Source organism: Vibrio iocasae, assembly GCF_042245395.1.
In the GTDB taxonomy this organism is placed as follows: Bacteria; Pseudomonadota; Gammaproteobacteria; order Enterobacterales; family Vibrionaceae; genus Vibrio; species Vibrio iocasae.
This window is the reverse complement of record NZ_CP145310.1, coordinates 1,650,513-1,673,468: the sequence shown is the minus strand read 5'-3', so window position 1 is coordinate 1,673,468 and position 22,956 is coordinate 1,650,513. Positions and strand designations below refer to the sequence as shown.

Genomic DNA, 22,956 nt, shown 5'->3' with positions numbered 1-22,956 from the left:
AGTGCCTTTTTGTTCTTGTGCAATCGAAGATTATTGCTTCACTAGTAAAGGCCAGTTCTTGTCGCCTGTTTTAATAAAGCCGGGTATATCTTTCACCCAACGCTTTTGAATATTTGAGTCATAGTTCAGGTACAACTTACCATCTACAATTTTCCATTGCTCAGGATCACCCGGTGCAAAGTCGTTTTTTGCAGCGATGGCCCAGGCGCAGTATCCACCATATTGAGGTGCAAAAGCTTCTGGGTTCGCGGAAAACTTATCCAGATTCTCTTGAGAAGCAAAGTACCAGTCCGCACCCATGTAGCTTGTCTTAAATTTCTTTGTCCCTTTTACTGGCTTCCCTTCAGTGAAGTAAGCAACTGTGTCGTAACCATCAACGGCTTTGTTGCTGAAAATTCCTGTGTAAACGGGGTCTTCTGCGTGTGCACTAAACGAAAACAACAATTGGCTCAAAGCCATGGTAAGCAGTAATACAATTTTTTTCATATCCAAATCCTATTCTTGGTGCAGTAATAATTAAGACAGGTACAAGAAGAGAAAACTTTCAGTAGAAAGCGATTTTCTTATCTGGAAATCTTAATGTTCTGAGCAACTTGTCTACGTTCAAGGTGACTTATCTGATATGGATTCTCCTGACACGGAGCCCCTTCCTGATAGCTAATGCTGACTTTATCGGTCGTTACCTTTATGAGGGTAAAGCTGACGGTATGAGCGTCTTCTCTGTGCATGCAAGGAGAAAGGTGCCCCTGTTCCGGGTGATGGCTGTGATGAAACGCCAAACGCGACTCCAGACTATCTCCCTGAGATTGATAACGATGAAATAGTTCACTGCGAACGTGATGCACGGTCTCTGCATCTACCGCACTTGAAATCAAAGGCGGTTTTGCCAAAAACTCACAAAGGCTCTCTCCATCCCACCTTAGTGCTTTAACATGCCCACTGTTTAAGTTCAGCTCACTATCGAAAACGACAAAAGTAAAAGGTGCATAGTTTGTATAATCGAGAGTGGCGAAGTCTCTAATCAGTTCTTCTCCATCTTTGTAGCGTGCAAATCCTTTTATAAGCTGACCGCGGCTAATCAACTCTCCAGAAGGCAGTTGACCTTGATAATAATTCAGCAAACAAACAGCTAAACCATACTCATTTACGGCTATCCAACTTCCACCACCCTGAGGATCAACCGGCATCAAAAAGCGAGTTCCGTTTTCGTCAACGAACTGATTCGGAGGTGTTGCTAATACTCGGCCAACTTGTTCATCGCGATTAAAAAATAACTGGAAGCCATCTTCTTCCAGCAACCATGAAGCTGTACACATTAGGCTTGTTCTCTCAGATAAGTGGCTGTGGCTGGTGCATAACCAAAACGCGCGTCAGTTTCCAGCTTCAGGTATTTTGCGACAACATTGATAAGCGCAAAATGGTGGATAGTATGGCTTCCAACAAATAACAGTTCACGCTGTAATGTCGATTTGACCTCGCAAATCTTTTGTGAAGATATAGTAGCTTCCGAAAGTATGGTGACTTGTTTCTGAAGCGTCTCTGTTTCTATGTTTTCAAGCCAGTTCTTAACTTGTAGCAACTCATCGATACCGATTGTACGCTCTCTTTCAACGGCCGCTCCCCGGCGGCGGTGATCGTAATCAATAACACCTGTTTGCGCTTCATTGATAACAGCATGGTACAAATCCAATATGTGTCTCAGGTGCTCTCCCATTGAGCTGTCGACATAAGGTTTGGCTTTGTAGTTGTAGTTTTCGTCGCTGAGCTTAGAAAACAGTTCCAGCCCCTGATCAATAGCTTCAATATTTCCCGATATGGACGGGCAAGTTGTTTTGGTCATTATTATTCTCCGGCTCAGTCGGTCTCGGGGTATTGTTGAACTAACGCATTTTCTTCTTTCAGCGTTTCAAATAGTGTCTTGAGAGAAGGTGGGGTATGCCCGGCCTTTTTCTGCAAATATCCAATCTTGTATAGTGTTTTGTATTGAAATAATAAGGTTTTAAATATCTCAGAAAGCGGTGTTTTACTGTCCCATATATGAGTGGCTTCGCTGCTTGCACCGTTGATTTCGATAATCTGGAAATCTTCACCAGCCATCAGGCTTTCAATGTTTTTAAACTTGATATCCAGTCGTCCATAATGGAATCCATCGAAATCATCAAAGATCTCGTCCAACTTTCGGGTCAGTCCTTCGGAGATATATTGGTTACCATTTTTGAATATCGAACCACGACTGTGACTGCCTGCAAAAGCAAGCTGGAACTTCTGTCCTTCAGGAATGACAATGCCAAGTTTTGCGCTATGCCTTGATTTGTATAGGTGTGCAACCTGACTGGCTCTGTCATCTGAGTCGATCAGCTCTTCAAGCGTCTTCTTGCCATCTCCGGTTACATAAGGAGAGTATTTGAGCGTGATTGAGAACACTTGCCCTTTTGACTCTCCCGGATAACGTACCCAAAACACACCAGCTTCTGCTTCATAATCTGATTTTTTCTGAAGCAGATAGTCGGCACCCGCTGGGAAACTCTCAATATAGTCTTTTAGCTGCTTATCATTTTTAACCAGCTTTACACCCGCACCACGACAGCCTCTGTCCGGTTTCGCAACCAACGGGTAGCTGAGTCTGTTTTCTTCAATCGCTTCTTTGGCATCTCTGAACTGAAGCCCAAGATTGCTGGTATTTCGTCTTAGCGTTGTGAAAGGCAAGATCCACTGATTTGCGTCTTTCCCAGCAAGTTCAAGAATGTCTTTCTTGGACTCGCCTACCATGCCGCTTAACCAGATTGACGGATTCGCTACGAGCGGTAATCGAAAGTCTCGGTATTTCACACCATGCCATAGGCTCTGCACGACGACAGGGGCATAAAAGAACCAGGTCGGCCAAAACTCATATTTAGACACTGCCGGGCCGGAGGTATCCATGTCTGGCATACCGATATTTGGTGTTTGCGAAAGCTGAAATGGGATCACGTTGTTGGTGTCTCCGATTCTATGATTTTCTGTTTTTGTTAATGCAGTCACGCAGACACTCCTTGTCGTTTATTGTGATCACGTTTAGGTGATGAAATTCGGTTGAGTAGCCAAAGAAGAAGCAGGGCCACCGGAGCGACAATCCATTTCCAATAGCTATCCTGCAGCCATTCAACTGAACCAAGTTGGTAAATGCAGAAAAATACGATCATGGTCCATGCTGCTGTCGCTGCGACAACCGATGCAAGAAAAGAGTAGAAGTTAATTCTGAACAGACCACTAAGCGTAAATCCAAGAGTCCGTAACCCAGGAATAAATCTGATAATGGCGATATTCAGGAATGGTTTTGTTACTAGCTTCTTTCTTACATATCGCATTTTTTTATTGCTAAGCAGACGGAACCTTAATGCTCTCCAACGAGATGCGAGCAAACCAAGCCCGTATAGGGCAGCATCACCACTTGCGATACCGATAAAAATAGCTCCTAGTGCATACTCAACGGGTAGGGCATTGTCAGCAGCAAGAAGCGCGGCTGTAATAATGGCGAGATCTTCAAGGAGATAGGAAAGCAAAATAATGGAAACGACCAGGCCTAAAGTGCCAGGCATCGCAATCCAATTATCTAATTCATTAACCCATTCCATGTTTGCTCTCTATGTATTTACTGATGCTATTAATAGACCTAGCTACATTCAGAAATCTTTCATATTAAATGGAAATGTTTTGAAAAAGTTCATTGAGCGGGTGTTATTAGTACTCAAATAAAGTTACTTTAGGGAACCATTTTCGCTCCCTTGGTTTAGGTAAAACCAAAGTTCGTAAGGAAACCATGTAAATGAATCTTGCACTTCTCGGTGTGTTTATACCGACCTTCTTTTTTGTCTCTATTACTCCAGGTATGTGTATGACGCTTGCCTTAAGTCTGGGGATGAGTGTCGGGTATAAACGTGCACTATGGATGATGGCCGGTGAAGTTGTTGGTGTGGCAGTCGTTTCTGTTGCTGCGGTTCTTGGTATTGCTGCCGTGATGCTCAACTATCCATGGTTATTTGTTGCTTTCAAAGCTGTAGGCGCGAGTTACCTGTTCTATCTTGGTGTTCAGATGTGGCTATCAAGAGGTAAGTTGGCGTTAAGTGAAGAGAATACTCAGGTAGAGTCCGGCAGCGACTGGGATCTTGTTGTTCAGGGTTTTGTTACGGCAATCGCAAACCCTAAAGGCTGGGCATTCATGATATCTCTGCTTCCTCCTTTTATCGACCACAGCCAACCGATTACTCTTCAACTTATCGTGCTGGTGGGGATTATTATGATTTCCGAGTTTATCTGTATGACGCTATACGCCACCGGAGGAAAGGGATTAAAACGAGTTTTGGGACACTCTAAAAACGTCCGGTTTATGAATCGGGTATCCGGAACACTAATGATGGGCGTTGGTGTTTGGTTGTTTGTGAGTTAATTGCTATTCATTTTGGCATCGACTTCCATTTAGTGAAATTTGGTGTGATATACAGATTATTTCCGTTTATCCCGATGGCAGTTGCTAGTGGCAAAGTCGTTATGTCTATATAATTCAATTGATTATCGTAATTTTTTAGAACCAGTCACGTAGTGATAAACGGAAATGTTTAAATGAGATAGATGGAATTAAACCGTTTAGAAAGCGTTAGCCCTCGCGGTGGCCTGAGTGAACTTATATAAAGAAATAAAATAGAATGAAGTACAAAGATAGTAATTTAGATCGAAACTTAAGACGTTGGTTTGCTAATGATAATACGTGCGCATTGTTGCGCCAAATCCGTTTATCTGAAGGCTTGATGCGAGGCTTGACTCCTTTTAGCCTTGATTTTTCATACCCGATTACTGCTATTGCAGGTAAAAATGGTTCAGGCAAATCTACAATACTGGCGTTGGCTTGTTGTGCTTTTCATAACTCTAAGACTGGTTTCGCTTTGGCGAACCGCAAGCAGTCTTATTATACATTTGCAGACTTTTTCATCCAGCACTCTGAAGATGTGCCTCCTGAAGGCATCTCAATCGATTATAAAATTGCTCATAATAACTGGAAAAAAACAACACATTGCCCTGATGGTGTTGGTGCTCTTTACCAGACAAGAAAGAAGAAAAAAGGTGGCAAATGGAACGATTATGCAAATAGAGTTCGTCGAAATGTAGTATTCATGGGTATCGATAGAATTGTTCCTCATACGGAAAAGAGTCAATCCAAAAGTTATTCAAGAACGTTCAAGCACGCAGGGGAACAAGGCTGGGAAAACGATGTAAAAGACAGCGTTGGTAAAATACTTGGGAAAAAATATGACTCATTCAAGTATGTAAGTCACTCAAAGTATCGGTTGCCGATTGTGACATCGAATGGACGTAAATATTCCGGCTTTCATATGGGGGCTGGCGAAAATGCGCTTTTTGAATTGTTTGCAATTTTGTACTCGGTACCAAAGGGATCGCTTATAGTCGTAGATGAGATTGAATTAGGTCTTCACTCTGATGCTCAAACGAAGCTAGTTTCAGCATTAAAAGACCTATGTAAGACTAGAAAGTTACAAATAATATGTACGACTCATTCGAAAGAAATCTTTGAAGAGTTGCCAGAAGATGCTCGCGTATTCATTGACAGTGTAAATGCAAGTTCAGTCATTGTTAATCATATTTCTCCAGAGTTCGCATTCTCTAAACTAAGTTCTAAAAATACGGTAGAGCTATGTATATTGGTAGAGGATGAAGTGGCTAAAGCGTTACTTTTAGCTCTACTCCCGAGCCATATTCGGTCGAGAGTTATCATTGAAGTTATTGGCTCATCTAGCGCATTATCACGTCAGCTAGCGTCCAACTACATGAGGGAGAAAAAAGATAATATTCTCGTCGTGTTTGATGGTGATCAAAAATCTTTAGAAGCAACAAACCTAAAACATGCTTTAAAAATGTCGGAGGCTCACTCTGACGCTGATTTTTACGATTGGGTTAAACCATCGATAGATTACTTGCCAGGGAATACTTGGCCGGAAGCTTGGATTATTCAAAAGTCATTAGAAAAAGCTGGACCTTTATCTTTGTTATTGGGTGCCTCAGAGGATGAAACCATCGAAGCCTGTGAAAGAGGGTTAGAAGCTAGTAAGCATGATGAGTTTTTTGCTGTAGGTAGTCACGTTGGCTTAGAGGCGCCCGATATATTACAACGATTTTGCATCCATATTAGCCAACACCATGATGATGAGTTTTCGACATTAATAAGTAATATTCAGGCTAAGTTGGACAAGGGCTAACAAACAATTTAAGAGTGATTCAGCACGCTTGGCATTTTTGGCTTGGGTTGAGTTCAGTGATTACGGTGGTCAAGTTGAGTGTAGTGGTCGCGTGCTTCACACCTTAATTGGGCGTTATGCCACCCGAATCCCCACACGTTTAGTACAACTCTACGTTTAAGCAATAGGATTTAATATGACAAAGTCAAAGCTTAAGACGCGAATTAAAAATTTTGTTAAAAATGAGCTATCGGATTATGGCTTTTCCTTAGTCGTACCAATGACTGCTGAAAGAACTGTAGATGGTATGATTCAAGGCATAAATTTTCAATCTGGTACGAGTTATTTAACAGGTAAGTACACCATGAATATTTATTGGCGCTTTAAGTATTTTGAGAAGGACTATATTTCACTTGATGGTACTCGGCGGATCGGAGAATTAATAGATGGGAAGGACCTTTGGCTGACCTTTGAGGGGGAGTTACTTGAGGAAGACTTTCAAAAAGCAAAAGAACTTGTTTTAAAGGGGGCAATACCATACTTGGAAGAGTACGCTTCATTGCGAAAACTACTTGAAAGTGTTGAAAACGGCAATATTTCAAAATCAAATGCTTTTGGGGTTGACGTTGGTTGGCAATGTTTTAACGCTGGCTTTAGCTATGCTGCTATAGGACAAGCTAGAGAGGCACTTCAAGAGTTGATAGAATTAGTTGAATTTCATTCTGATAGACCCGTTGATTGGGTGCAAGAAAGAAAAGCGGTAGCTCAAAACAAAATCAATGAACTCAAAGGTAAGTGAGTGCTCAAAAAGTGGCATAACAAATTGCTTAACAGGGACTCCTAACGCTTGGTCACTTTTATACAAATCGGCTTCAGTGTTTAGGACACAAATTTTAAGTTGGGTGGTATAGCGTTATCGCCCGTTAGCAAGGCGTTAGCTTTTCTCACTAACATCTTACAAAAAAGGCAGCTTAGAAAGCTGCCTTTTATTGTGAACTAACCAATGATGTTTAGATGCTCTTCTGGGGGATGCTCTACCGTTGATAGGCATTTTAGCTCACTACGCAATCGCTTGAAATCATTTAAAAATTCCAAAAGAACTCTGTCTCCTTCACAGAAGCTATTTTGACCGTTAAATGATCTCGACAAAATTTCAACATTACCATCAGCTTTCGTGTCTTGATGTTCGCTTTGCGCAACTACTTGTATCTTAGCCTGCTGAAATTTCGCTGCTTGTACCCAGTAATTTTTAGTCATCTAATCCTCGAACATTGGTTGAATATGAAGATTATAAGTGACGGCAGTTGCTTCTACAATTATTTCTTCACAAAAATTTCTAGTCGGTGGCAGTAGCTTAGCTATCTTGATTTGGGTATTGATCATATATTCTAAAACAGCTATGTGAGGTCGAATGAACTGGTAGAAAGCAATGGCTCTCTCTTTACTCGATAGCATATCCCTAGTTTCACTATAGATATTCAGTATGGCAAAGACGTTGCCATCATCACCGTTCATGGGAATTGATAATAGTGAGCGAGTATTATCTTTTTTGTAGTACTGCGTAATACAATTCTTATAGTGTTGCGTAACATGATCGGCATGGTTGCTAGCACTAAGACGTTCAAAGAAGACGGACGCTACTTTTTTTGTGTCAGGAATGTACTGGGCTTGCCTTGTCTCAATTGCTGCGGGTGCACCTTCAAAGTTTGGATGGTACTTCTTCGGTCGATCTGAGAGATCTGTGTATGGAAGCACCAAGGGATTTCCTTGTTTGTCTTGGGCTTGGTTACAGCTTGAGAACTCTTGTTGTGAAATTATTAATTTGTCACAAAAATCTAATCGTGACTCAAGACTGTCGGTATATAGAAAAAAAGGAGATTTTAGGATCGCTTGATTTAGTATCGTTTCGGCTTCGATATCATAACCATCTTTATCGATAATACTAAAGATATTGGCAGAGTATTTAAGTTCGCCATGCCTTTGTTTTGTCCAGCTGTTCGCTATTTCTACAATCCCTGAAACAACCAACTTTGTGTTACTAGCGATAGTACTAATAGCTATCTCTTGACGCTTTCTGAACTTATCGGCATCCTTAATAAACTCAAAACCTAATCTATACTCAGAAGTTGCAGTGCTCTCGAATAACTTTAAGTGTTCTTTGTACTTTTCTGCACTGAACCGAATAACTTCTGTTGGCGGTAAAGATTTCTCAATTTCAGCTTTAATCTTCTCTCCGCGGTTTCTCATTGTTAAGAGAATAACTGCAGTAACGTTTGCTGCTAGAAATATACTACCAATTGAATCTAAGTTATCAGTTCTAGTGATTATTTGTCGCTGAAGCTCATCATTGTAAATACTTACACTAGACGCCCAAACTACACCTGAAAGATGTAGAACTAAGCTCCAAAGCGAGTTTGTAGCACCAAGGCACAAATTGCGGATGGATGTGCTATTTGATTTGGCGAAATAGAATGATGCTAAAGTTGTAATTGCTAAGAGAGCAATGATAGTCAGCTCTTGGTTTGACGTTATAAATAAAACCCCATTTTCGAAAATTGTTGGGGCAGTTTTCTCTTTAGACATTATAATAGGTGGTTGTTTTAAGGGACTTAACTATAAGTCATATAAGGGTTTTTAGTCCAGATAAAAGCTAACAAAGCGTTTAAGACGGATTCCCAACGCTTGGCATTTTCGGTTTGATTGGGCTTTAGTGTTTACGGCACAATGGTTTAGGTAGGGTGGTAGCGTTGCTCACCACTTAACGCGGCGTTATATTTCTAATTGACTTCATTTGTTGTTCGAAGACATGGTAAAAAAATAGATTAGACTTTTTCAATGAAAATTATACAAATATTTAAAGTAAACTACTGGTTGCTAACTGGTAAAATCGCAAAGATTTTTAACTTGAGTGCAAAGGTATTGCGCTCAATAGTCAGCGCACTTATTTCAAACTATTTTTTCAACATAATATTCTTTCCGCTACTAGGCTACTCAATGTTGATAAACTACATGGCTGTTAACGACTTTTTTAGCTATGAACTCGTCTCAGAAAGCCTTTTTGCAGTCAATATATTTGTAATGACGATGATCGCGGGCTTGATGTTGACCATGTTCGCAGTTTTCGGTTCAGCTATTTTTGCATTTTCGAACTTTGCTAGTGGAGAAAAGAAGTTTGCTCCACTCTCTGCGTATTGGCCTTTGCTATTGATAAATATCATTTTTGGTTTCATTGTTGCTTATCCCATTATTTTTACAGAAGATAAAACTTTTCCTCTTTTTGTATTGGCAATTAGTGCATATTTAGCAGTCCACTACACACTGTTTTTATTTGGCACACTAAAATTAAAGTTACTTTCTCTGGGAGTATTACTTTTGCTTTCAATTGGTGGGACATTTTCTCAGCAAGAACTTTCATCTAGAGTATTCGCAAACGGGTTGAGAGCTTTCGGTGTAGGTGGAAGTATTCCAATGACCTTGTACGATGATGTCACACCAAAGGGGTCGGAGGTCGAAGTCTTACTTATAACTCCAAAAGCTGTCTATTTTAAGCAGAATAATGCAACAGGTTTGATTCCAATAGACAAGGTTAAAAAGCTAGTTCAAGTCGAAGAAATATAACAAATTACTCAACAGGGACTCCTAACGCTTGGCCACTTTCATACAAATCGGCTTCAGTGTTTAGGATAAAATTTTTAACTTGGGTGGTATAGCGTTATCGCCCGTTAGCAAGGCGTTAGGCAAACAGGAGAGGTCAGTCATAAATGGAGATCGATTATTTTGAAACAGGGTTATTGTTCTTTTGTGATGATGCTAAGAGAACTCTTTGGGAAATAGAGAGATTTAATGTACTCACCGAAGAATCATGGAAAAGAAAAGACAGTGAATTACAAGATGATCTTAGCCAACGATTGAAAAATATACCGGAAAAGCATCATGATGAATATATAGCAAGTTATGGTGAAGATTTGCATGAGAACCAGATGCTATTTCCAAGCATTCATCGATTTTCTATTATCATATCAATCCACAGTTATTTAGAAGATATATTAAATCAGTTGGCAAAAACACTAGAACTTAGTGTCAAAAACCCTACTCGTTATCAGTCTTATAAAAATAAATTCCGAGGAAAGGGTTCAGTTGTTCAATGTGCTTACAGCTATGTAAAGGAAGTTGCGTCATTGGACTTATCGGCTGTATCGAGTGATTGGATCGAGATACAGAAAATTAATAAGCTCCGTAATCAGCTCGTCCATGAAGCTGGCTTTCTACCAAGTGACGAATCAGCAGAGCTAAATGAATATGTAGAATTGAACGAGCACCTATCAGGTAAACCAGGTTCAAAACTAGTGGTTCATGCAGGATTTATAGAGCATTACCTTAGTAGCGCTCTTTCACTTATTAATGGGTTAGACGAAGAAATAAATGAGTTTATGCGCAGGTAATTTGCCTAACAAGCAATTTAAGAGGGATTCACAACGCTCGGCACTTTTACTTCTACTTCGAATTTAGTGTTTATGACACAATGCTTTAGGTTTGGGTGGAGGCGTTGTTCACCCCTTAATTGGGCGTTAAGTGCTAGGAGGTAATTATGAGGCATATTGATTTACCGTCAGTTCCGAAGTTTATGGTGTCATTCGATTCGAATTCACTGACCGGTTCACCAAATGTTGATGAAGATGGGCGGGCTTGGTTCCCGTTAGGGAAGATAGATTTTGGAGAAACTGGTGAGTTATTTGAAACTGTAAAATCGAATGGTGCAAAAATTCTCTATGCGACGACGTGGCTTGAATCTAGAGTCGAGGAAGTACTGATCCACTTCTTTTTGGGTGAAGAGGAAGATGAAAAGTATATGTTTTTCAAACATGAAGTACTGGAGGCATCTGGCTTTAGCTTTTCATTTAAGAAAGAAACATGTAATAAACTAGTCAATCAATTTTCATTGCTCTCAGGCAAAGATAAGGAAAAACTCAAAAAATCGCTAGCTGATATTATGAAGTGGCGTAATGCTTTTGCTCATGGAACATTAGGGTACGATGGTGCAAAAGGGTGTTTTATTGACTTTTATCAGGGGAGTCAACAGCGCTTAGAGTTGGATGACGAATTTTGGGATAACTGTGAACATTCTTTTAGTACAGCACATGAACAGCTGACTAGTATTATGAAACATCTAAAGCAACGCACTTAACAAAGCGTTCAAGAGTGATTCAGCACGCTTGGCATTTTTGGTTTGAGTCTAGTTTAGTGATTAAGTGTACTAATTCAGACCTGATCTGGCAGTTACCCACTTTTCGACTCGGTGCCTGTCAGATTATATCTGGGCTAGATTTTTGTTATGTCCTGTTGTGGCACTTTGGCAGGTAAACTTACTGATTGGATGCTATATGCCAGTAATCAGAAAGTCGATAGCAGCTATGATCTCGTCTCGGAATGTACTTAACTCGTTGACTGGTTCGCGCAAAATTTTGGTAGGCACGCTTGCCATTTGGTGAGTCAGAATAACGAAGTCACCCTCATCAATATGGATTACAGGACAAAGGTGACTCGGTGCTTTTTTCTCTAGTAGTTCAATTGGTGTTAGTGGGATTACTAGTCGAGAGTTTAATGTATCAAGCAGCTCATTCTGTACATCTACGAAGTAAGGCTAAGCAGTTGCAGTACTCTTATCGTTGTTGTGGTATAGCGAAAACTGTGACATCAGAACACTCGGTAAGAATCAGAAAATAGCCCATGGTTTTCAGCAAGATCATTGCAAGCTTCAATGGCTTGTGAGTTTTGTTCAAGCCATTCAGCTTTAAGACGTTGACTTACTTCTTTTTCAAGAGCCTTTTCCATAGTAGCTGACAAGTTAATGTTAAGGCGTTTTGCCTCAGCTAGTAATTCACTATTTAAACTCAAGTTTGCAGCTTTTTTGGGTGCGTGCGTATTAAATGCGTTTCTCATATTGTCCTTTGATGCGCGTAGTTTGTGCGCATTAATCATAGATATGCAGAAAGCGCATAACAAGGCTGTTATAGAATCAAAAACGTCAGGAGTTATGGGTTCTCGTCAGGTTTGGTGTTATCGTTGTTTTCATTGAAGTTATTGGGGGCATATTTGCCTAATAGTTAAGTGTTATATCGCCGAAGAAAATCGATAGTATGAATCTCGAACTAAGAAGTATTAACTATGCAAATTTCTACGAGATCTGCCAGTTGGAAGTTGCTAAGAATCAGCTAAATCATGTTGATAGCAATGCTATTTCATTGGCAGAAGCGAACTTTATGGACTTTCCGTGGTTTAGGGGAATTTATGCTAACGACAAGCCTGTAGGCTTCATCTTAGTTAACGCTGATACATCCTCAGGGAAATTCTTCCTTTGGCGATTTATGATAGATAAAAACGAGCAGTCAAAAGGTTATGGACGCAAAGCAATAGAGCTTCTACGAACTGAGTTACTCAACGAGTTCGATGTATCGACTCTCTATACAAGTGTTGTGGCTAGTGCTGACGGTCCAAAAGCTTTCTATTTAAGTTGTGGTTTTGTTCCTACCGGAAACTTAGTTGAAGGTCGTGAAATAGAGTTGTGTGTGGCTCTTTATTGAAACTGCTGTATCACTTAGAAAACCTATACCCGACCCCATAAACAGAGCGGATTGGTGATTCTCCAGCCGATATCTGGCTTACTTTTTTCCGGATATTCTTAATATGGGTATCAATATTGCGGTCAGAAATATCCGCTGTGTCTGAGTAGGCTTTATTTAATATATCGTTTCGGCTGAATACTCTTCCTGTATTCTCCAGAAACAGCTTTAGGATTTTAAACTCTCTTGGTGTCAGGTCGAGAAAAACTCCTTTAAAATGGACTTCATATTCGTCTGGCTTCATCTCAAAGCCGGATTCAATGATCATAGGTGATTGAGAACCAGAGTCCTGAGTTGGGGCTACTCGGCGTAAAACGGTTTTTATACGAGCGATGACCTCTCTGGGGCTAAATGGTTTACAGATATAATCATCTGCACCGAACTCTAGTCCAAGCAGGCGATCAATTTCCTCGCTTTTGGCAGTGATCATGATGATCGGAAGTTGAGAAAAGGCTCTTACCTGTTTACATATCTCCATGCCATCCATATCAGGCAACATCAGATCGAGTAGCATCATATCAACTTTATTTGTTTTGATATGGTTGATGACACTTGCTCCATTTTCTATGTGCGTCACTTCAAAGCCACTATTTTTGCAATACGCAACCAATACTTCAGCGATATGAGCCTCGTCTTCGACAATTAAAACACGTGGTTTGGTCATGAGGTGACTTCCTTGAATAGTGGAATACGAATAGTAACCTTGAGGCCACCAAGCGATGAATCAGTGGCAGTAATGGTTCCTTGATGAGCATCGACAATTTGTTTGCATAGCGATAACCCTAGACCAGAACCGCCGTGCTCTCGGTTGCGGGACGACTCAACCCTGAAAAATCGGTCGAACAACTTATCTTGCAGATCCTTTGGTACGCAAGGGGCTGAATCTTGTATGGTTACTGATAGGTTTGCACCTATGATTTCAGTCTTTAACAATAGCTGTCCATTGGCATCAGTGTATCGGAAACTGTTTTCCAATAGGTTTGTAAAGAGCTGTTTGAGACGAACATTATCTCCTAATACCTGGCAACTATCATCGTTCAAAATGGAAGTTAGAGAAGAGCAATCAACCTGCAGTTGTTTGCTATCAAGTTTCGCTTCAAAGCCACTAAGTACTTCTAGAAGCAACTGTACAGGTTGGATCGTTTCTTTCTTATAAGATAGGCCACCAACATCGGTGATTGATAGTTGGTATAGGTCATTGACAATACGACTCAAGGAATCCACTTGCTCTACTATCAATTGAATGCGATCTTCATCCGCTTTGAAAACACCATCCTGAATCGCCATCAACTGACCTCGCATTACAGTGAGGGGGGTTTTGAGCTCATGGGACACATCAGACATCCATATAGATCGATTGTTTTGGTTCTGTTCCAGAGTTTGAGCAAGAATATTCACGTTTTCCGCAAGCTGGGCAATTTCATCTTGTGTTTGTTTGTGTACTCGGATTTGGTAGTCACCTTTAATCAAACTATAGGTACCCGCAATTAAGCGACTAATTGGCGAGACCAGATGCTGCGAAAATACCCATGCAGTAATGAACGCTAATGCGATTACTGCTAATGCAATGATGTAGTAACTTTTAGTTTGTTGAGCGAGAAACTCATTTTCAGCACTATAGGTGTCCAGTTGAGCAGGCCTAAATGAAATATAACCGACCACCTTGCCTTCTACTTCAATACTTTCGGTATGGGCCTCAGGGTTTAACTCTTTGCGTCCAATCACAACTTGCTTATTGTGGTCAAAAAGGCTGACCCGTCTTGGTACATGAAGTAAATGTCCCAGGCTAAATTCGTCCTCTGCGGGCTGCTCTAAGTTCTGTGTTTTACGATGAAAATTAACGATACTTTTCCATCGTGCATCATCTTGTCTTAACGGATCCCAGCTCTTTTCCTCTTTGTAGAAAAGCATGAGTTGCTGCTTCAGTGCTATTACATGTTTAAGTTCTTCGGCTTCTACATAATCATTGAAACCAGTTGATAGGTTGTTGGTGATCAATAAGAGCATCAACCCAACTGCAGTAAAGCTGGTAATACTGAATGCGAAGAAGAATTTGTAGAGTAGTTTCAAGTGTTCATCCTGGCAGATAGTCGGTGCTAACTCCTTTAATTGGTGGTAGCACCTATTCAGTCATTCTAGTTTATCCACTGTATATCATTAAAGCTGTTCAAAGATAAACAGAGTGTTTAGTCTCTTGCTAAGGCTTCTACTGGATCGAGCTTAGCGGCATTATGTGCAGGTAGAAAACCAAAGATAACACCTATTAGTGTCGAGCAGCTAAATGCCGCGATAATTGAGTCAGTTGAATAGATCATTCGAATATCACTTTTGGCATATTCGAGAGCATAGCCAATAAAATAGGCTAGTCCGATTCCCATAACACCACCCAGAATACAAACCAAGACTGCTTCAATAAGAAATTGACGTAGGATGTCGTTTTGCCGGGCTCCTACAGCCATTCGAATGCCAATTTCTCGAGTACGTTCCGTTACAGATACGAGCATAATGTTCATCACACCGATACCGCCTACAACGAGTGAGATAAATGCGATTGCAGAGATGAGTAACGTCATAGTTGATGAGGTTTTCTCAATGTTCTGACGAATAGCATCGGTATTAATAGTGAAGAAGTCCTCAACACCATGGCGCACCCTAAGTAGAGTAATGATGGCTTGTTCAGCCGCTGCGCTGGACACTTCATCGTTGATTCGTACCGTGATGTCGTTGACGTAATTCTGGTTGAGCAAACGACCGGCTACAGTGGAGTAGGGCAACCAGACATTGAGGGTTTCACTGCTATTTAGATTATTATCCTGCTCTGCAGTAACGCCTATCACTCTAACAGGCAGTTGTCCCAGGAAAATCACTTTTCCGATTGGATTTTCGTGAGGAAAAATATCTGCAACGGTGTTAGCGTCAATGACGACGACTTGCTCAAGTGAATCGATACTGCTCTGGTTGAAGAACTGTCCTTTATCAAGTTCATGACCCCGGACGCGGAAATATTCTAACCCCACACCTTCCACACTCCCCGTATGTGCTTCGCTACCATAACGAATTGCGACATTAGCTCGCACGGTGGGAGTGACACTATCAACAAAAGAGAGGTTTTCTAATGCAAGCGCATCTTCAGCAGTCAAAGTCCGTATGCGGCCCGAACGTCTATCACCTCTGCCTGTTCCTGGCTTTATCTCTATGGTATTGGTACCCATGTTAGCCATATTATCGAGAATAGTTTGTTGTGAACCTGTGCCCATCGCTACTACAGAAACTACCGATGCGATACCAATTATTATCCCTAACATGGTAAGAAAGGTCCTCAGGCGGTTGTTTGACATTGCGAGCAATGCCATTTTGAATGCTTCTAAATAGCGAAAAAGGCTCAATTGGGTTTTGGCACCAGTGCTATCCGTATTTGCATCTTTTGCTATAGTCGGAGTTTCTGTGCTCGAATGCTGCACATCTTTGACGATCTCACCATCTTTGATCTCTATGATACGATCAGCAAAGTCAGCCACTTTGGGATCATGAGTGACAAGAATGATGGTGTGTCCATCTGCATGCAGTTCCTGAATGAGTTTCATCATCTCTTTGCCGCTTCGGCTATCAAGCGCTCCAGTAGGTTCATCTGCAAGGATGACATCACCACCGTTAACCAAGGCGCGAGCGACACTGACTCGTTGTTGTTGACCACCACTCAGCTGATTTGGCTTGTGGTCTAGGCGGTCTTCTAGTCCCAGTCGTGTTAACAACTGCTCAGCTCTTTTTCGGCGATACTCCCTAGTCGCATCAGCATAGAGTGCAGGTATCTCTGCATTTTCGATAGCGGTCAGATCACTGAGCAGGTGGTAGCGTTGGAAGATAAAACCGAAGTTCTCGCGCCTTAGTTGAGCCAGTTGCTCATCCTGCAGTTCAGAAATATCTTTGCCATCTATGATGTAACTGCCACTGGAGGGTTTATCAAGGCAGCCAAGGATGTTCATTAAGGTAGACTTACCAGAGCCAGATGCACCGATTATTGCGACCATCTCTCCTCGGTTAATCGTAAGGTCGATTTTATTAAGTACAGTAAGCTCTTGCTCGCCAGAGTGGAACGTACGGCTAACATCTTGAATTTCAAGTAATGGATGACTCATAACTTATAACCCCATAGGACCTTGGCCACGCCCACGCGTCGGCATACTGCTGGAAGCAACCGATGAAGAGCGACCAATGACGACTTCATCACCCTCTTGCAAGCCAGATAGCACTTCAGCATAAATTTTATTATTAATGCCCACCTGAATGCTTCTAAACTCCATTTTTCCATTGTTTAGAACAGGTACTTGGAAGCTGTTATTGCCGACTTGTTTTAGAACTTGTGCTGGTATCATTAGTGCGCCTTCAGCACGATCAAGAATAATAGATACTTGAGCGGTCATACCAATGCGTAGCAGGTGATCGGGGTTTTGTACTTCAAAGCGGGCATTGTAATAAATCGCATCGTTATCACCGATCTCCAGATTACTATCATCGCCTGTCATCAGGGTTGGACCTGGCTCAATTGAGCGCAATACGCCACGGAATTGCTTTTTAGGTGCCCCAAGAATGGAGAAGTAAGCTTGCTGTCCTTCGGTAGCATGAATAACATCCGCTTCCGAAATTTGAGCACGTACGACCATGGTGTCGAGTTCGGCTATCTCGACGATTGTAGGGGTAGACTGGTTGGTATTTACAGTTTGTCCCTCTTCAACAGAGACGTAAACGACAGTACCGTTTATCGGTGAATCAATGGTGGTGTAGCTGAGGTTTAAGTGAGCAGTATCTACATTGATTTCCGCCTTTTGCTTTTCCGCATATAACTGGTCCAATTCTGCTTTATAGATAGCCAGTTCAGCTTCTGAATTATCATAATCTGCCTGAGAAGATGCTCGGTTTTTAAGCATCAGTGTTTGCCGCTCAAAGGATGATGTTGATTGCTTGATCATCGCTTGCTTTGCACGAATTTGCGCTTCGATTGAGTTGAGTGAGGCGATTGCTTCCTTTAGTTCATTCTGTTGGGTCAAGTTGTCAATTTGTCCAATCAACTCTCCTTGTTGCACTTCTTGCCCTAGTTCCACTGCGATTTGTTCTATCTTGCCAGAGACTTGTGCGCCGACGTTAACCAGTTTATTTGGGTATAGCACACCGTTAGTCAACACCACATTTTCAATATTGCCTTTTCGCACGATATCTGTGGTGTAAACCATTTCTTGTTGTGTGCTCTCAACCTGGTAGTAGTATGCTCCGGCTCCAGCTGAACTAATCACTAAACACGCGAGTATTGCTTTTGTTAATTTCTTCATCATTGTCACCTGAGAGGTCAAGTCTGTTGTATTGCCACTTATTTGATTGATGTTGAAATATTAGCGAAGAAAAATAGAGTAAAAATGAAGTGGTAAGTTTTTTAATCAATTGAATTAAAACAATAAATTTTAATTGTGAGGCAATTGTGAAGAAAAGCTGTTTGTTAAATCGATAACTTTGCTCGTTACCATCGATGACTATGGTAACGAACGCTCTATCTTAAATGTACTTGCAACTAGGGTTTTTGATGTAGTGTTCAAAGTGGGCTTGGGCGCTGTTGCTATAATCACGCATTGCTTTTAAGTCTTCACCACAGCCTATACAGGTAAAACGCTTTACTCCTTCTACTTCTTTCAGTTCCAACGCTTCGTGTATATCTACACATCCATCTAAATGTAGAGCTAGCGTGATGTTTGTCGTCGTCATAGTTGGCTTTGCTGTCTTCTTGCGTTGCTGCTTTGTTTTATGCAGCAGGTATGAGTTCAAACTGTTGTAAGCAAGCATAATGTTATGTTCCAAAGTAGATGTTGATTCGGCAGCGGTCTGGTGTCAGATGAATCTTCTTGTCTTGTTTATCGATCGCCCTAAACCGATAGATGGTGAGGATAATATGGAACATTAATTAATCGAGAAGCGTACTTTGTTAGTGCTCTGTCATATTAGGGTCATTATCTGTTAATGCGATCGGTTATTACTTTGGCAGACAAGAAAATAGGGAGTTTGTGATAAATTTTAATTTATAGCTCTTGGCTAAAAATAAAAAATCAAAAAGTAGATGCAATGCAATTGCTTTGTATTTCTTGATGATATAGTATGTATATACATTAACTAATCAGTCAGGAGAAGCTTATGGAACCAGTAAAAGTTGAATATCAGGTGTTTGGGTTAATCGAGCGTATTTGTCTTTTCTCGTTAACCGCACTTGGACTAGTTTTAGCACTAGCTTAATTCACGAGCGCAAAAAAACCGCCTTTTGGCGGTTTGCTTCTATTTGAATCATTGAAATCTTTCGGGGCTAGAAAGGACTTTCTTTATCTAGTTGGCTGCAAATATCGACTATCGCCAGTGACATTCCCGATTTGATGACCTGCTGTTGTCTTTGTTTTTGCAACTCGTAAAACTCAAGATCTAAACCTTCTTCAGGTTCTGTAATGATAACCTGGGCGATCCCCATTTTCTGAGCGTATTTGAGCTTCTTAAGTGGTTCAAGGATACTGCTGTCAGTAAACTCGTATTCCATTGCATCGTGATTGAGTGTATTTCTTATTTTAATGATGTCTTCGATGTCGTGATAAACATCATCTGGTAACACACCTAATCCAAAAAGAAGTTTTAGCCTAACTGATAAGTTTCCAAGGGGGCCGGAATCATGGAGGAGGGGGCCAACAACGGATTGGACTGCAAAGTCATCTTTGCGGAATACTCGTTGTATCAACGCATCCACAGACTCATTAAAGACATCGACTGCGGCTATGAAAAAGCCTCTAACGTTTGGTGCGGCGTTAAGTCTTTCAATTATCTCTGATTCGCTGATTGTTTCTGTCATATATATTACGTTTTAAAAGTCAGTCCGAAGAGGCCGGTGAATACCTCTCCGGACTACTTCATTAGTTTATGTGACAGTACAGGGCTTCTACCTGAATTGCTTCCTTACTGTCTTCATTTAACCCAGTGTACTTGGCAAGTGTCTTCCTGATACCTGCTTCTTCTAGTGATTGCTGCAGTTCAATCGCCTGTGGGTCATCATCATTTTTATATTTTAGCGCAGCAGCGACACCTTTTAATAGTGTGTCGTTAGCCGTACCATACTCGATTGTGCCATTTAGTGGCTTGATCAAACGATCATTTTCGCTAAGTTTTCTTATTGGCTGTCTGCCTACGCGATCTACCTCATCAACAAGATAAGGGTTTGCGAATCTGCCGAGTATCTTTTCAATATAAGCAGCATGTGCTTCGCGGTCAAAACCATATCGGTTAATAAGTACTTCACCGCTTTCTTCCATTGCAGTTTTAACTTCACTGCGAATGCTAGGGTTTTCAATCGCTTCACGGATGGTTTGGTGACCTTTCAAGTTGCCAAGATAAGCGGTAACACAGTGACCAGTGTTAAGCGTGAACAGTTTACGCTCGACAAATGCCATTAGGTTATCTGTTCTTTCCATACCTGCGATGTTTGGAATCTCACCTTTAAACTGAGTTTCGTCAACGATCCACTCGCTAAAGGTTTCAACGGTTACTGCAAGAGGGTTTTCTTCACCATCTTCTGCTGGTGGAACGATTCTGTCTACTGCCGAATCTACAAAACCGACCAGTTCTTCTACTTTAACTTTGCTCTCTTCAGAAAGAAACTCAAAAACGGCTTCTTTTAACTGGCTGGTTCCGCGAACCATGTTCTCACATGCAATTATGTTAAGGGGTGTATTGATACCATTTTCAAAGCGTTTTTCAATACCTTCAGCCACTGTTTTTGCAATAATTTTCAATACTGTTGGGCCAACAGCTGTGGTAACTAAATCTGATTCTGCAATACAATCTACAACTTCTGAGCTTGTAGAGTTAATAGCAGTAACACCTGTTACCATCTCGACGTTGCATTCTTCGCCTACCACTTTAACCGGATATTCATTTTTTTCTTTAAGTCCGTTTACAACAACTTCGTTTACATCCGCGAAAGTGACTTCAATGCCAGCATCTGCCAGTAACTTACCGATAAAACCGCGTCCGATGTTGCCTGCGCCAAAATGTAGAGCTTTCATATGTCTATTCCTACAAAAATTTTTAAAAAAAAGGCCAGCCGACATGGGGGGGTAACTGGCCTTATTCACTTAAGGAGTTATGATGAGTTGGTGATTAAGCGTTTAGTAATCGCAGTACATCTTCCGGATTCGATGTGGTCTGCAAACACTCAACCGCGTCTTCATCATCAAGTGAATTCGTTATAGCGGTGATTACCTGAATATGTTCGTCACCTTGTGCAGCGATACCGATAACCATTTTCGCTACATCGTCTTCGTCTTCACCCCACTGAACGCCCTCAGGGAACTGACAGAAAACGATACCTGTCTTTTGAACATATTGTTTGGCTTCAATCGTGCCGTGTGGAACAGCGATTGATTCACCTAAGTATGTTGAAACCAGTTCTTCACGAGCTAGCATGCCTTCAACATACTCCTGAGCAACATTTCCTAGCTTTACAAGCTGTTCACCAGCAAACTTGATTACCTCTTCCTTGGTTTCAGCTTTCATTCCTAGAAAGATGTTCTCATTAGAAAGCTTTAGCGTTTTGTCCTCGTCGCTAGAGCTAGCGTCTGCGTCTACTGGTGCATCAGGCTTTTTTAGCTCACCCTCTTTAGCAGATAGCAGTTCCGCTACTAAGTTGTCGTAAAGAGCATTATCCAAGAAGTTAGATAGTGAGATGTGCTTCGCCTGTCCTGCGTGCTGACGTGCACGGTCTGTTAGATCTTGGTGCGTAACTACGATATCTACATCACCTGGAAGGTTGTTGATAGCCAGGTTAGTTACGTCAATATCAAGGTTAGCTGCGTCTACTTTCTTACGAAGAAGACTTGCACCCATTGCGCTTGAACCCATACCAGCGTCACACGCTACGATGATTTTCTTAACTGCGCTCATGTCTACTGCTGCTTCAGATGCTGCTGGAGCTGCGCCTTTAGAGCTTGCTTTCATGTTGCTCATTTGAGCTGATGCTGCTTCAAGAGCGTCTTCATCATCAGTTTGCTTCTGAGTCTTCATCAGTAGAGAAGCCACGAAGAAGGTTACTGCTGCAGAAGAGATTACTGACAGGATTACACCGATAAATGCTGCTTTAGGTGTCATCAGTAGTACTGCGAAGATAGAACCAGGAGATGCAGGAGAGACAAGACCAGCATCAAACATTACGTTTACAGCTACGCCAGTCGCACCACCAGCAATCATTGCAAGGATTAGACGTGGGTTCATCAGTACGTATGGGAAGTAAATTTCGTGGATACCGCCCAGGAAGTGGATGATAGCTGCACCAGGAGCAGACTGCTTAGCGTTACCTTTACCAAACATCATGTAAGCAAGTAGAAGACCTAGACCAGGACCTGGGTTTGCTTCGATTAGGAAGAAGATAGACTTACCAAGCTCTTCAGACTGCTGGATACCCAGTGGAGAGAAGATACCGTGGTTGATTGCGTTGTTTAGGAACAGGATTTTCGCAGGCTCTACAAAAAGTGATGTCAGAGGAAGGATGCCTGTTTCAACAAGAACGTTTACGCCAGCAGCAAGACCGTTAGACAGTACTTTTACCGCAGGACCGACGATCATGTATGCGATAATCGCACAGATCATACCGATGATACCTGCAGAGAAGTTGTTCACCAGCATTTCGAAGCCGCTCTTCACTTTACCGTGAACTGCTTCGTCAAATTTCTTGATTGCCCAACCACCAGCAGGACCAACAATCATTGCACCCATAAACATTGGGATGTCAGTACCAACGATAACACCCATTGTAGTGATTGCACCTACAACCGCACCGCGGTCACCGCCAACCATTTTACCACCGGTGTAACCGATAAGTAGTGGCAGCAGGAATTTGATCATTGGGCCAACCATGCTTGCTAGTGTTTCATTTGGTAGCCAGCCAGTTGGGATGAATAGTGCAGTAATGAAACCCCACGCAATGAATGCGCCGATGTTTGGCATTACCATGTTTGATAGAAAACGACCAAAGCTTTGGACTTTGACCTTCGCTCCAGGTGTTAGCATAAGAGTACCCCGTTCGATGTTCTGAAATT

The 22,956-nt window shown here is 41.6% G+C and carries 23 protein-coding genes and 1 pseudogene; 7 read left to right on the top strand and 17 right to left on the bottom strand.

Annotated elements, in window-relative coordinates:
* Window positions 1–30: 30 nt before the first annotated feature.
* From SNR28_RS07500 to SNR28_RS07480, 5 genes are all read right to left on the bottom strand, one after another.
* Window positions 31–486 carry a YHS domain-containing (seleno)protein gene (locus SNR28_RS07500; RefSeq protein WP_375748587.1) on the bottom strand — a complete coding sequence of 152 codons (456 nt, stop codon included), beginning with the start codon at window positions 484–486 and terminating at the stop codon, window positions 31–33.
* Between the two features lie 77 nt (window positions 487–563).
* Window positions 564–1,316 (bottom strand): NRDE family protein, encoded by a 753-nt coding sequence (locus SNR28_RS07495; protein ID WP_375748586.1) that lies wholly within the window; start codon window positions 1,314–1,316, stop codon window positions 564–566.
* On the bottom strand, window positions 1,316–1,840 hold the full coding sequence (locus tag SNR28_RS07490) for a DinB family protein (RefSeq protein ID WP_375748585.1): 525 nt from the start codon (window positions 1,838–1,840) through the stop codon (window positions 1,316–1,318). The genes SNR28_RS07495 and SNR28_RS07490 overlap by 1 nt, the downstream gene beginning before the upstream one ends.
* A gap of 14 nt (window positions 1,841–1,854) precedes the next feature.
* Complete coding sequence (locus SNR28_RS07485; RefSeq protein ID WP_375749915.1) at window positions 1,855–2,931, bottom strand: D-alanine--D-alanine ligase; 1,077 nt, start codon at window positions 2,929–2,931, stop codon at window positions 1,855–1,857.
* An 86-nt stretch (window positions 2,932–3,017) separates the two neighbouring features.
* A complete protein-coding gene (locus tag SNR28_RS07480; RefSeq protein WP_375748584.1) occupies window positions 3,018–3,614 on the bottom strand; it encodes a DedA family protein in 597 nt (198 codons plus the stop codon).
* A 191-nt stretch (window positions 3,615–3,805) separates the two neighbouring features.
* Between SNR28_RS07480 and SNR28_RS07475 the strand changes: the two genes are divergently transcribed.
* The 3 genes from SNR28_RS07475 (at window position 3,806) to SNR28_RS07465 (ending at window position 7,026) form a co-directional block, all read left to right on the top strand.
* Window positions 3,806–4,426 carry a LysE family translocator gene (locus tag SNR28_RS07475; protein WP_375748583.1) on the top strand — a complete coding sequence of 207 codons (621 nt, stop codon included), beginning with the start codon at window positions 3,806–3,808 and terminating at the stop codon, window positions 4,424–4,426.
* A gap of 256 nt (window positions 4,427–4,682) precedes the next feature.
* Window positions 4,683–6,248, top strand: a complete 1,566-nt coding sequence (locus tag SNR28_RS07470) for an ATP-dependent endonuclease (RefSeq protein WP_375748582.1) — start codon at window positions 4,683–4,685, stop codon at window positions 6,246–6,248.
* A 175-nt stretch (window positions 6,249–6,423) separates the two neighbouring features.
* On the top strand, window positions 6,424–7,026 hold the full coding sequence (locus SNR28_RS07465) for a DUF4304 domain-containing protein (protein WP_375748581.1): 603 nt from the start codon (window positions 6,424–6,426) through the stop codon (window positions 7,024–7,026).
* Between the two features lie 197 nt (window positions 7,027–7,223).
* Here the strand turns inward: SNR28_RS07465 and SNR28_RS07460 are convergent, their stop codons facing one another.
* Both SNR28_RS07460 and SNR28_RS07455 read right to left on the bottom strand, forming a co-directional pair.
* On the bottom strand, window positions 7,224–7,484 hold the full coding sequence (locus SNR28_RS07460) for a hypothetical protein (protein ID WP_029799845.1): 261 nt from the start codon (window positions 7,482–7,484) through the stop codon (window positions 7,224–7,226).
* Window positions 7,485–8,810 carry a hypothetical protein gene (locus SNR28_RS07455; RefSeq protein ID WP_375748580.1) on the bottom strand — a complete coding sequence of 442 codons (1,326 nt, stop codon included), beginning with the start codon at window positions 8,808–8,810 and terminating at the stop codon, window positions 7,485–7,487. It lies immediately after the preceding gene.
* A 252-nt stretch (window positions 8,811–9,062) separates the two neighbouring features.
* Here SNR28_RS07455 and SNR28_RS07450 point away from each other — a divergent pair, with 252 nt between their 5' ends.
* The 3 genes from SNR28_RS07450 (at window position 9,063) to SNR28_RS07440 (ending at window position 11,412) form a co-directional block, all read left to right on the top strand.
* Window positions 9,063–9,845, top strand: a complete 783-nt coding sequence (locus tag SNR28_RS07450; protein WP_375748579.1) for a hypothetical protein — start codon at window positions 9,063–9,065, stop codon at window positions 9,843–9,845.
* Between the two features lie 143 nt (window positions 9,846–9,988).
* On the top strand, window positions 9,989–10,669 hold the full coding sequence (locus tag SNR28_RS07445; protein ID WP_375748578.1) for a hypothetical protein: 681 nt from the start codon (window positions 9,989–9,991) through the stop codon (window positions 10,667–10,669).
* A 146-nt stretch (window positions 10,670–10,815) separates the two neighbouring features.
* Window positions 10,816–11,412, top strand: a complete 597-nt coding sequence (locus SNR28_RS07440; RefSeq protein WP_375748577.1) for a hypothetical protein — start codon at window positions 10,816–10,818, stop codon at window positions 11,410–11,412.
* 192 nt (window positions 11,413–11,604) lie between these two features.
* Here SNR28_RS07440 and SNR28_RS07435 read toward each other — a convergent pair.
* Together SNR28_RS07435 and SNR28_RS07430 are read right to left on the bottom strand one after the other, a co-directional pair.
* A pseudogene (locus tag SNR28_RS07435) lies at window positions 11,605–11,922 on the bottom strand (CcdB family protein).
* Entirely contained in the window at window positions 11,922–12,167 is a 246-nt protein-coding gene (locus SNR28_RS07430) for a type II toxin-antitoxin system CcdA family antitoxin (RefSeq protein WP_375748576.1), read from the bottom strand. Before SNR28_RS07430 ends, SNR28_RS07435 begins: the two are co-directional and overlap by 1 nt.
* Window positions 12,168–12,364: 197 nt before the next feature.
* Between SNR28_RS07430 and SNR28_RS07425 the strand changes: the two genes are divergently transcribed.
* Window positions 12,365–12,808: a GNAT family N-acetyltransferase gene (locus SNR28_RS07425; protein ID WP_375748575.1), complete on the top strand. Its 444-nt coding sequence runs from the start codon at window positions 12,365–12,367 to the stop codon at window positions 12,806–12,808.
* Between the two features lie 10 nt (window positions 12,809–12,818).
* Here SNR28_RS07425 and SNR28_RS07420 read toward each other — a convergent pair whose 3' ends face one another.
* The 8 genes from SNR28_RS07420 to SNR28_RS07385 form a co-directional block, all read right to left on the bottom strand.
* The gene (locus SNR28_RS07420; RefSeq protein WP_375748574.1) at window positions 12,819–13,511 is read right to left on the bottom strand and encodes a response regulator; all 693 of its coding nucleotides are present in this window, start codon (window positions 13,509–13,511) and stop codon (window positions 12,819–12,821) included.
* Complete coding sequence (locus tag SNR28_RS07415; RefSeq protein ID WP_375748573.1) at window positions 13,508–14,917, bottom strand: ATP-binding protein; 1,410 nt, start codon at window positions 14,915–14,917, stop codon at window positions 13,508–13,510. Before SNR28_RS07415 ends, SNR28_RS07420 begins: the two co-directional genes overlap by 4 nt.
* Before the next feature lie 116 nt (window positions 14,918–15,033).
* Window positions 15,034–16,983, bottom strand: coding sequence for a MacB family efflux pump subunit (locus SNR28_RS07410; RefSeq protein ID WP_375748572.1), 1,950 nt, complete (start codon window positions 16,981–16,983; stop codon window positions 15,034–15,036).
* 3 nt (window positions 16,984–16,986) lie between these two features.
* Entirely contained in the window at window positions 16,987–18,171 is a 1,185-nt protein-coding gene (locus SNR28_RS07405) for an efflux RND transporter periplasmic adaptor subunit (protein ID WP_375749914.1), read from the bottom strand.
* 220 nt (window positions 18,172–18,391) lie between these two features.
* Complete coding sequence (locus tag SNR28_RS07400) at window positions 18,392–18,676, bottom strand: hypothetical protein (RefSeq protein WP_375748571.1); 285 nt, start codon at window positions 18,674–18,676, stop codon at window positions 18,392–18,394.
* A gap of 511 nt (window positions 18,677–19,187) precedes the next feature.
* Window positions 19,188–19,718, bottom strand: coding sequence for an MltR family transcriptional regulator (locus SNR28_RS07395; RefSeq protein WP_375748570.1), 531 nt, complete (start codon window positions 19,716–19,718; stop codon window positions 19,188–19,190).
* A 61-nt stretch (window positions 19,719–19,779) separates the two neighbouring features.
* Window positions 19,780–20,928, bottom strand: coding sequence for a mannitol-1-phosphate 5-dehydrogenase (locus SNR28_RS07390; RefSeq protein ID WP_375748569.1), 1,149 nt, complete (start codon window positions 20,926–20,928; stop codon window positions 19,780–19,782).
* A gap of 94 nt (window positions 20,929–21,022) precedes the next feature.
* The gene (locus SNR28_RS07385; RefSeq protein WP_375748568.1) at window positions 21,023–22,927 is read right to left on the bottom strand and encodes a PTS mannitol transporter subunit IICBA; all 1,905 of its coding nucleotides are present in this window, start codon (window positions 22,925–22,927) and stop codon (window positions 21,023–21,025) included.
* Between the last annotated feature and the right edge of the window lie 29 nt (window positions 22,928–22,956).

Coding starts and splice junctions, on each gene's coding strand:
- SNR28_RS07495 (WP_375748586.1), bottom strand. CDS start 1,316: ATGTGTACAGCTTCATGGTTGCTGGAAGAAGATGGCTTCCAGTTATTT.
- SNR28_RS07475 (WP_375748583.1), top strand. CDS start 3,806: ATGAATCTTGCACTTCTCGGTGTGTTTATACCGACCTTCTTTTTTGTC.
- SNR28_RS07500 (WP_375748587.1), bottom strand. CDS start 486: ATGAAAAAAATTGTATTACTGCTTACCATGGCTTTGAGCCAATTGTTG.
- SNR28_RS07480 (WP_375748584.1), bottom strand. CDS start 3,614: ATGGAATGGGTTAATGAATTAGATAATTGGATTGCGATGCCTGGCACT.
- SNR28_RS07470 (WP_375748582.1), top strand. CDS start 4,683: ATGAAGTACAAAGATAGTAATTTAGATCGAAACTTAAGACGTTGGTTT.
- SNR28_RS07465 (WP_375748581.1), top strand. CDS start 6,424: ATGACAAAGTCAAAGCTTAAGACGCGAATTAAAAATTTTGTTAAAAAT.
- SNR28_RS07440 (WP_375748577.1), top strand. CDS start 10,816: ATGAGGCATATTGATTTACCGTCAGTTCCGAAGTTTATGGTGTCATTC.
- SNR28_RS07485 (WP_375749915.1), bottom strand. CDS start 2,931: ATGCCAGACATGGATACCTCCGGCCCGGCAGTGTCTAAATATGAGTTT.
- SNR28_RS07385 (WP_375748568.1), bottom strand. CDS start 22,927: ATGCTAACACCTGGAGCGAAGGTCAAAGTCCAAAGCTTTGGTCGTTTT.
- SNR28_RS07445 (WP_375748578.1), top strand. CDS start 9,989: ATGGAGATCGATTATTTTGAAACAGGGTTATTGTTCTTTTGTGATGAT.
- SNR28_RS07460 (WP_029799845.1), bottom strand. CDS start 7,484: ATGACTAAAAATTACTGGGTACAAGCAGCGAAATTTCAGCAGGCTAAG.
- SNR28_RS07430 (WP_375748576.1), bottom strand. CDS start 12,167: ATGAGAAACGCATTTAATACGCACGCACCCAAAAAAGCTGCAAACTTG.
- SNR28_RS07490 (WP_375748585.1), bottom strand. CDS start 1,840: ATGACCAAAACAACTTGCCCGTCCATATCGGGAAATATTGAAGCTATT.
- SNR28_RS07450 (WP_375748579.1), top strand. CDS start 9,063: ATGAAAATTATACAAATATTTAAAGTAAACTACTGGTTGCTAACTGGT.
- SNR28_RS07425 (WP_375748575.1), top strand. CDS start 12,365: ATGAATCTCGAACTAAGAAGTATTAACTATGCAAATTTCTACGAGATC.
- SNR28_RS07405 (WP_375749914.1), bottom strand. CDS start 18,171: ATGAAGAAATTAACAAAAGCAATACTCGCGTGTTTAGTGATTAGTTCA.
- SNR28_RS07420 (WP_375748574.1), bottom strand. CDS start 13,511: ATGACCAAACCACGTGTTTTAATTGTCGAAGACGAGGCTCATATCGCT.
- SNR28_RS07400 (WP_375748571.1), bottom strand. CDS start 18,676: ATGCTTGCTTACAACAGTTTGAACTCATACCTGCTGCATAAAACAAAG.
- SNR28_RS07390 (WP_375748569.1), bottom strand. CDS start 20,928: ATGAAAGCTCTACATTTTGGCGCAGGCAACATCGGACGCGGTTTTATC.
- SNR28_RS07395 (WP_375748570.1), bottom strand. CDS start 19,718: ATGACAGAAACAATCAGCGAATCAGAGATAATTGAAAGACTTAACGCC.
- SNR28_RS07455 (WP_375748580.1), bottom strand. CDS start 8,810: ATGTCTAAAGAGAAAACTGCCCCAACAATTTTCGAAAATGGGGTTTTA.
- SNR28_RS07410 (WP_375748572.1), bottom strand. CDS start 16,983: ATGAGTCATCCATTACTTGAAATTCAAGATGTTAGCCGTACGTTCCAC.